The 3,918-nt window shown below is 65.0% G+C and carries 2 protein-coding genes and 1 pseudogene; 1 reads left to right on the top strand and 2 read right to left on the bottom strand.

Features of this window, described 5'->3' with window-relative positions; translation table 11 throughout:
• Both QZ213_RS25685 and QZ213_RS25680 read right to left on the bottom strand, forming a co-directional pair.
• Positions 1-662 (bottom strand): annotated as a pseudogene (locus QZ213_RS25685) (ABC transporter); the annotation flags it as partial.
• A gap of 23 nt (positions 663-685) precedes the next feature.
• Positions 686-2,362, bottom strand: coding sequence for an ATP-binding cassette domain-containing protein (locus tag QZ213_RS25680; RefSeq protein ID WP_291688869.1), 1,677 nt, complete (start codon positions 2,360-2,362; stop codon positions 686-688).
• A gap of 105 nt (positions 2,363-2,467) precedes the next feature.
• On the opposite strand from QZ213_RS25680, the gene QZ213_RS25675 reads away from it, so the two are divergent.
• The coding region (locus tag QZ213_RS25675; protein ID WP_291688868.1) for a cytochrome ubiquinol oxidase subunit I at positions 2,468-3,918 on the top strand (1,451 nt) is incomplete at its 3' end.

Here is a 3,918-nt window from a genome sequence, read left to right as displayed (position 1 = left end):
GGGAAGGCGCGCTCGGCCTGCAGCGGCACCACCGAGGCCAGCGCTGTCCCCAGCAGGCGCCCGGCAGCGCGTTGCGAGGATCGCACGCTTGCCCATTGCTTGCCCGCAAGCGGCACGAGCCGGCGCAGCGTCTGCGTCAACACCAGCGACAGCAGCGCGATCGGCAACAGAGCGAGCGGCGTTAGCCAAGTCGTCGCCGCGGCGAGCGCGGCAATGCCGGCGATCAGAACTGCCGCCGGCATGCCGACGCGCAAGCGTTCGTAGTCGACGTCCTCGACGTCCTCCATATAGTCGGACAGCCTGTCCTGGTTCCCGAGTTGCCAGCCCGCCGCGCGGGTGGAAGGGGCCTGCGCCATCGCGGCGAACAGCCGCGCGCGGCGTTTGACCTGGTCGAGCAGGGCGGCGCGATGGCCGACGACACGCTCGCCGTATTTGCCGAGCGTCTTGCTCAGCGCGAACAGCCGCACCAGCGCCGCCGGAATATGAAAATTGAAAGCAAGCGCGGCCGGTCCAAGTCCAGCCAGCGCCACGGCGCCGAGGAACCAGACGGAAATGCCGGTGAGCAGGATCCCGGATGCCGAGGCCACGACCGCAAGCAAAATGGCAAGCCGCCACGGCGACCTCGCGCGCAGCGAAGCAGGCGCGGCGACGACAGCCACCATGGACGGCATTCTCGTTGGTATGCTCATGCGGCGACCGCCTGCCCGGCCTGGGATGGAGATCGCAGCACGTGATGCCGGCTGGCCGCTTCGATCAGCCGTTCGTCATGGGTGGCGACGATGATCAGGCGCCGCTTCGCCATGTCGGTCAGCACCTGCCGAACCAGTTTTGCCGTGCGCGGATCGAGTTTGGCGGTCGGTTCGTCGGCGAGGACCACGCCACCGGAAAGCATGATGCGGGCGATGCCGACGCGCATGCGTTGCCCACCGGAGAGATTGTCGCCGCCTTCCGCGATGCGGGCATCGAGCCCGCCGGGCAGCAGCCGTTCGTCGAGCAACCCGACATGCGCCGCCGCCGCCTGCAGCGGGGAGCGCTCGGGGTTGCCGCGATTCCAGGCGATCGCTTCGGCGAGCGTGCCCGCGGGCACGTAGATGTCGGTCGATATCCAGTCGCAGCCATCGGCCGTCACCTGAGGCAGCGGCTTGAAATCGGGCGGCGGCGTTTCGATGCCAGCCAGCATGCGCAGCAGAGTCGACTTTCCGGAGCCGCTCGGCCCGGAGATCGCGATCAGACCGGACCGAGGAAGATCCGCGGCGTCGAAGGTGCCGGCGACGGCAAATGGCCTGGTGTCGGCGTTGCCTGCGTCGGTCGTTGCTTCGCCGGACTCATCAAAATACCAGTCCAGCTCCCTGGCGGCGGCCTGGCCTTCGGCCTTGACGTGATATTGTTCGGCATAGCGGCGGAACGGCGTGAAGAATTCCGCGGCGATAATCAGAATGAACAGGCTCTGCCAAAGCGCCAGGCCGGAAAATCCGGGGATGTGCAGAAGCCCGAGATGGCTGAGACCGAGGAATACCGCGAGCACGGCGATGGCGATGGCGGAGAAGAAATCGATGATGCCGGCGTTGAGGAACGCGACCTTGAGCACGGCCATCGTAGAGTCGGCATAGAGCGTCATCCGCTGCTCGATTTTGCCGTGTTCGCGCAACAAAGCGTGATTGGCCAGGATGGTCGGCAAGGTCCGGATCCGGTCGGAGAATTGCGCCGCCAGTCGGCCGAAGGCCTTCTCCTGTGCCTCGGCCCTGCTGCGGACGACGCCGCCGAGCAGCACGAAGAAGACGATCATGATCGGAACCGCGAGAAAAAGCATCAGGGCCGCCTGCCAGGATACAACGGCCACCGCCACCGCCGCGAGCAATGGAGCGATCGCCAGCATGGATTTCGCCGCGCTGTGGCTGATCACGAGGCCGGCCAGCGCGCCCGGATAACGCTGCAGTCCGGCCACCAGCGCGCCGGCGGGCTTGGTGCGGATCCGCACCGGCGACATCAAAGAGAGCGTATCCTGCAGCGCGGTTCGCATGCGATTGACGACATGATCCTCGGCGCTTGCCGCGGCAAGATCGGCGAACACGCCGGCACAGGTCGACAGCGCGAGGCAGGCAAGCGCGCCGGCAAGCGCGATGACGTCCAAAGCAGCGTCTTCGATCAGGCGCCCGGCGAACACCGCCAGGGAGCCGGCGAAGCCGATCCGGAACAGCGTGCGCGCGATTTGCCAGCTGAGTGTGGTGCGCAGTCCCGCCGCGCCGAAGCCGCGAGCCCGCCCGAGCGCTTCATCGCGATCGGTTGAAATCTCCGCGAGCGGCGCTGCTTCTGTCCGGTTCCGGCGGCGCTCTGTCCGCTTTCCGTCATTCGATATTCGCATCGACGTTTTCTGCATCGATTTCGGCGGTCGTCGTTTGATCCAGGTCAACAAACGCGCCCATCGAGATGGCTAGGTAGATCCCAACCTCTCGAAAGGTGCGTCTCCATGACTAATTCGCTGCTCGTCGAGCTGTCGCGGCTGCAATTCGCGCTGACCGCGATGTATCACTTTCTGTTCGTGCCGCTGACGCTGGGATTGTCGATCCTCGTGGCGATGATGGAAACCGTCTACGTGATGACGGGTCGAACCATCTGGCGCGACATGACCAAGTTCTGGGGCCTGTTGTTCGGCATCAACTTCGTTCTTGGCGTTGCCACCGGCCTCACCATGGAATTCGAGTTCGGAATGAACTGGGCCTTCTACTCGCATTACGTCGGCGACATCTTCGGCGCGCCGCTGGCGATCGAAGGGTTGATGGCCTTCTTTCTGGAGGCCACCTTCGTCGGCCTGTTCTTCTTCGGCTGGGACAGGCTGTCCCCGCGCGCCCATCTCGTCGTCACCTGGATGGTGGGGCTCGGCACCAATCTGTCGGCGCTGTGGATCCTGATCGCCAATGGCTGGATGCAGAATCCGGTCGGCGCTGCCTTCAATCCCGACACCATGCGGATGGAAGTCACCGATTTCGTGGCGGTCCTGTTCAATCCGACCGCGCAGGCGAAGTTCGTGCACACGGTGTCCGCCGGTTACGTCTGTGGCGCCGCCTTCGTATTGGGGATTTCGGCCTTTTACATCCTGCGCGGCCGTCACATCGAGCTCGCGAAGCGGTCATTCGTGATCGCGGCGGCGTTCGGCGTCGCCGCCGCCTTGTCGGTCATCGTGCTCGGCGATGAAAGCGGTTACACCATCACCGACAACCAGAAAATGAAGCTCGCCGCCATGGAGGCGATGTGGCAGACCGAGCCCGCGCCGGCTTCGTTCACCTTGTTCGGCGTCCCGGACATGCAGGCGCATATCACGACTTATGCCTTCGAAATACCCTGGGTGATGGGGCTGATCGGCACCCGTTCGATCGATCGGCAGATCCCCGGCATTTTCGATCTCGTGAAGAAGGCGGAAGGCAACATCCGCAACGGCCTGGTCGCCTATGACGCCCTCGAGAAGCTCAAGAAGAATCACGCCGACGCGGCGGCCCGCGCCGTATTCGAGAAGACCCGCGGCGATCTCGGCTATGCCCTGCTGCTGAAGCGCTATGTCGAGAACCCGGCGCAGGCGACGCCGGAGCAGATCCACGACGCGGCGTGGTCGACCGTGCCCAGCGTTCCCTCCATCTTCTTCACCTTCCGCTTCATGGTGCTGTTCGGCTTCGTGCTGCTTGCCGTGTTCGTGGTCTCGCTCTGGTACACGATGCGGGAGGCGGAGGCGCCGCGCTGGCTGTTTCACCTCGCGCTCTGGGCGTTCCCGCTGCCCTGGCTTGCGGCGGAGCTTGGCTGGTTCGTCGCCGAGTTCGGACGCCAGCCCTGGATCATCGACGGCGTGCTGCCGACCTTCCTCGCGACCTCGGAGCTCGGCGTCTACAATCTGGTGCTGACCATCATCGGCTTCACGGCGGTCTATGG

It is taken from the genome of Bradyrhizobium sp. (genome assembly GCF_017881085.1).
In the GTDB taxonomy this organism is placed as follows: domain Bacteria; phylum Pseudomonadota; class Alphaproteobacteria; order Rhizobiales; family Xanthobacteraceae; genus Bradyrhizobium.
Note: the sequence above shows the minus strand (reverse complement) of the source record. Positions and strands in the feature narration are given on the sequence as shown.

Coding starts and splice junctions, on each gene's coding strand:
- QZ213_RS25680 (WP_291688869.1), bottom strand. CDS start 2,362: ATGCGAATATCGAATGACGGAAAGCGGACAGAGCGCCGCCGGAACCGG.